This is a genomic window from Oleiphilus sp. HI0128, assembly GCF_001635365.1.
Genome location: NZ_LWGG01000824.1, coordinates 1 through 4,982 on the forward strand (window position 1 = coordinate 1; position 4,982 = coordinate 4,982).

General features: G+C 46.1%; 3 protein-coding genes. All 3 read right to left on the reverse strand.

Translation table 11 applies throughout. From position 1 onward, the window contains the following. Positions 1-487, reverse strand: a 487-nt coding sequence (locus A3763_RS12455) for a hypothetical protein (protein ID WP_156495070.1), incomplete at its 3' end; no start/stop codon positions are given. A gap of 87 nt (positions 488-574) precedes the next feature. Continuing rightward, positions 575-2,167 (reverse strand): dihydrolipoyllysine-residue acetyltransferase, encoded by a 1,593-nt coding sequence (gene aceF, locus A3763_RS12460; RefSeq protein WP_231872189.1) that lies wholly within the window; start codon positions 2,165-2,167, stop codon positions 575-577. 10 nt (positions 2,168-2,177) lie between these two features. Then, positions 2,178-4,838 (reverse strand): pyruvate dehydrogenase (acetyl-transferring), homodimeric type, encoded by a 2,661-nt coding sequence (aceE, locus tag A3763_RS12465; RefSeq protein WP_068634550.1) that lies wholly within the window; start codon positions 4,836-4,838, stop codon positions 2,178-2,180. Positions 4,839-4,982: the final 144 nt, after the last annotated feature.

The following is a 4,982-nucleotide window of genomic DNA, read 5'->3' on the forward strand; positions in this document are numbered from 1 at the left end:
CAAACAAGGTAAACTCTGTGTGAATCCCGCTTGCATAGAAGCCATTGCGGGACAAACTCTCCACCTCAAAATAGGCGTTTTGTTTGTAGACAAAAGGGTGAACCATTTGTCCTTTTAGGCTTTGTTCGGCACTTAAGTGGATAGGATGGAAACGGTCGTGCTTACTGCTCTGTTCGTGCTCAATGACCGCCGCAATTTTTACCTGCCCCTGCCTGATGGGCTGCCGGTCTTTAATAAGCCCTTTAATCAGGTACTCGTGGTGTATCAAGGGGCTTACTAATACTTCTATTTTCCCTCCCACTTTCAGATCATCAGCATGCTCTTTTGAAACCGAGATAGCAAAGCCCAAACTTGAGAAGTCTGTGAGGGAAACCGAGAGGCTTTTATGCTCCAGACGAATCATCGCCTGGAAACCGTGCTTCCCGCTTAAAGATTGCCGAGCGATACGTCTATCTTCTCGGCTTATGAACTGGGTCTTAAATTCCATTATGGAAGTTACTCTAATTAATTGACAGCCTACAGCTATTTATTGAATTTATTATTTAATGACTGCCCGCATTCTGTACAATTTTTCCTACAATAACAACTCTCGCAAGTCACCTAGCACCTGTGACAATAAAGTTGTGAAACGCGCAGCATCGGCTCCGTTAACTGCTCGATGATCATAAGATAAAGACAGTGGCAACATTAAGCGTGGTTTGAAGGCTTCACCGCCATCCCAAACCGGTTTCATTTGCGCTTTCGATACCCCTAAGATCGCCACTTCCGGTGTATTTACAATTGGTGTAAAGGCGGTACCGCCCACACCACCTAAACTAGAAATAGTAAAACATGCCCCCTGCATATCCGCTGGCGACAACTTTCTGTCTTTCGCTTTGGCTGCCAAAGACTGGCATTCCTGGGCAATATCCCAAAGGCTTTTTTGGTCGACATTGCGAATAACCGGAACAACCAAGCCAGCAGGCGTATCTACTGCCAAGCCGATGTGTATATATTTCTTACGTACAATTTTCTCGTTTTTTATATCGAGTGAAACATTGAACTGCGGTAGCTGCTGCAAAGCATAAGCGCACGCTTTTATAATGAAGGCTACCGGTGTCAGCTTTACGCCGCGACTCTCAGCCTGTGCTTTGTGGCCTTTTCGAAAAGCCTCAAGGTCTGTAATGTCCGCCTCATCAAACTGCGTAACATGCGGAACCGTTAGCCAACTGGCCTGCATATTCTTAGCAGTAAGGCGCTGAAGTTTATCCATCTGCTGGATTTCAACTTCTCCAAATATTGAGAAGTCAGGCAAAGCAATTTCAGGAAGACCTAGCCCCCCTTGGTTACCACTTTGCGCAGCCTGGACCTGAGACTTTATATATTTCCTTAAGTCCTCTTTCAGAATTCTACTTCGAGGCCCGGAACCCTTTACTCGAGACAACTCAACTCCATGCTCTCTCGCAAATTTACGAACTGCAGGACCTGCATGAACCTTGCTTCCTGAAATCTGAGGCAGCACCGCAGGCGCATCATCCTCACTTACGATTGTCTCTTCCCGGGCATCAGTGTCATGCTCAGGTTTGGGCTTATTTTCATTGCTAGGCTTGCTGATTTCTTCGTTAGCATTCGCTGCTGATGAACCACCTTCAACCTTGAGCTCTGCAATAATATCACCTTTGGAAACCTTGTCTCCAACTTTGATATTAAGCGTTTGCAAAATACCCGACTCAGAGCAAGGTATCTCCATGGTTGCTTTATCAGACTCCAGCACAATCATCGCCTGATCACACTCTAAGGCATCACCTACTTCAACCAAGACCTCAATGACTTCAACCGATTCACTTCCGCCTAAATCCGGTACAGCTACCTGAACAAGCTCACTTTGCGGTGTTTCGCCCGGACTCTTCTCTTCCGAAGCTGATTCCTCAAGCTGAGCGTTCCCCTCAGAGGGTTCCATCACCAGTACCAAGGAACCTTCACTGACTTTGTCTCCTACTGTCAAAGAAACTGATTCAACCTTCCCCGCACATGGACTGGGTACCTCAACGGTCGCCTTATCCGATTCCAATACAATAAGTGAGCTGTCCACCTCAATTTCATCACCAGGAGATACACAGACCTCTACAACCTCTACTTCGCCCTCAACTCCGACATTGGGGACTTTGACTTCTATCGAATTCATCATCGTCTCCTGGTTATCGTTGAGTTGGACTTAGACAATTTCGGTCAATACCGAATTTGCGCATCGCATCTAGCACTACCTTCGCTTCAACCTTCCCTTCTTCAGAAAGTGCACTCAAAGCCGCCACCACGACATAGTGTCGATCAATTTCAAAAAACTGTCTTAATTTCTGCCGAGTATCACTCCGGCCAAAACCATCAGTCCCCAGAACCGTATAGCGCTTCGGTAAGTATGCTCGAATCTGCTCGCCATAAAGGCGGATATAGTCAGTCGATGCCACCACTGGTCCTTCACGTTCACCCAAGCAAGTTTCGACATAGCTTACTTTTTTCTTTTTATCCGGGTTCAACATATTCCAACGAACGGTCTTCATGCCATCTCGCGCCAATTCATTAAAACTAGTGACACTCCAAATATCACTTGCGATGTTATATTCATCACGCAAGATTTCGGCAGCAACTCTAACTTCATTTAATATGGCACCACTACCCATTAACTGAACGCTGAGTTTCTTTCCTCGCCCCTTAGGTTTAAGGGTATCGAATAAGTACATCCCTCTCAGGATTCCCTCTTCGGAGTCTTTGACCAAAGCAGGCTGTTTATAGTTTTCATTCATAATACTCAAATAGTAATAAACGTCTTCATTCTCCTGATACATACGACGTAAACCATCTTGAATAATCACCGCTAATTCACAGGCATAGGCGGGGTCATAAGCGATACAGTTCGGTATCGTTCCTGCCATAATATGACTATGTCCATCTTGATGCTGCAGCCCTTCTCCGTTGAGCGTTGTTCGACCTGCAGTTCCACCAACAAGAAAGCCGCGAGAACGCATATCGCCCGCCGCCCACGCGAAGTCCCCAACACGTTGAAACCCAAACATTGAGTAGTAAATATAGAACGGTATGAGCGGGTAATCATGAGTGCTATATGAGGTTGCGCAGGCCATCCATGCAGCCATTGCACCCGCTTCATTAATCCCCTCTTCCAGAATCTGTCCACCTTGATCTTCACGATAGTACATCACCTGATCACTATCATTCGGCACGTATTTTTGACCTTCAGAGGTATAGATGCCAAGTTGACGAAACATTCCCTCCATACCAAAGGTTCTCGCTTCATCCGGCACGATTGGCACGACGCGCTTACCGATACGCTTGTCCTTAGTTAAGGACGAAAGCATTCTAACAAAGGCCATGGTAGTTGAGATTTCTCTCTCACCACTGCCCTCTAGTTGATTCTTGAAAAAACTCAAGTCAGGCGTCACCAAAGGCTGACTCTGGGCACGCCGTTTTGGATAGAATCCACCTAGTTCCTCTCGGCGTTTTTTCATATAGACAGCTTCAGGGCTGTCTGCTGATGGCTGATAGTAAGGGATTGATTCTATATCGTCATCGCTGACAGGCACCCCAAACCGGTCACGGAATGCCTTAAGTGTTTCGACATCAAGTTTCTTCAGCGAGTGAGTACTGTTTGTTCCTTCACCAACCTTACCAAAGCCATAACCTTTGATCGTGTGCGCCAGAATAACGGTCGGCTGACCTTTATGATTAACCGCCTTATGATACGCAGCATAAACCTTGTAAGGATCATGCCCGCCACGATTAAGTTGCTCAATATCCCGATCACTCAATTGCTCAGCTAACTTGGCAAGCTCCGGATAGCGACCAAAGAAGTGCTTCCTCGTATAAGCCGCACCATTTGACTTAAAGTTTTGCATCTCGCCATCAACCACTTCATCCATCGCGCGCTGCATCGAGCCATCAGTATCTTGATCAAACAGAGGGTCCCACATCCGTCCCCAAATAACCTTGATAACATTCCACCCTGCGCCGCGGAATACCCCTTCAAGTTCTTGAATAATTTTACCGTTTCCTCTAACAGGCCCATCCAACCTTTGAAGGTTACAGTTCACGACAAATATCAGGTTATCGAGTTTTTCTCGCCCCGCTAGAGCTATGGAGCCAAGCGTCTCAGGCTCATCTGTCTCGCCATCGCCTACAAAGCACCAGACTTTTCGATTGCTTTTATCAGTAAGCTCTCGACTATGTAAGTACTTCATCACATGCGCTTGATAGATGGCTTGTAAGGGCCCTAAGCCCATAGATACCGTTGGGAACTGCCAATAATCAGGCATTAACCAGGGGTGAGGATATGATGGCAAACCATTTCCATCTACTTCATTTCGATAATTATCCATTTGCTCTCTAGAAAGCCGCCCCTCGATAAAGGAACGAGCATAGATACCTGGCGAAGTATGCCCTTGAATATATATAAGATCCGCTTCGCGCTTATCATTTCCCGCGTGAAAGAAGTGATTAAAGCCAACATCGTAAAGTGTCGCACTCGAAGAAAACGAGGATATATGTCCACCTAGTTCCCCCGGCCGTTTATTTGCCCTGAGTACCATCGCCATTGCATTCCAGCGAATAAGAGAGCGAATCCTACGTTCCATAAACAAATCGCCGGGCATCCGAGCTTCTTGGTCAGTAGGAATTGAGTTGCAATACGGCGTCGTCACTGAATATGGTAACTCACCACCTAACTTGCGAGCCTTCTCAGATAGTAAAGCAAGCAAATACTCCGCTCGCTCCATACCTTCATTATCGATTACAGACTGAATAGCTTCTAACCATTCCGAGGTTTCAATTGGATCAGAATCATCCAACATAGAGCACTCCTTAGGACACTAAATATTATTATTCTCTAAGAAAGCCAATCCTGGCACGCGAATCACCGCCAAAAATAAGCCGTCTTTACACATGACTCTAAGTTTAGACCCTCATTAGCAATAGCGTTAATTGAGTTTAGTAAA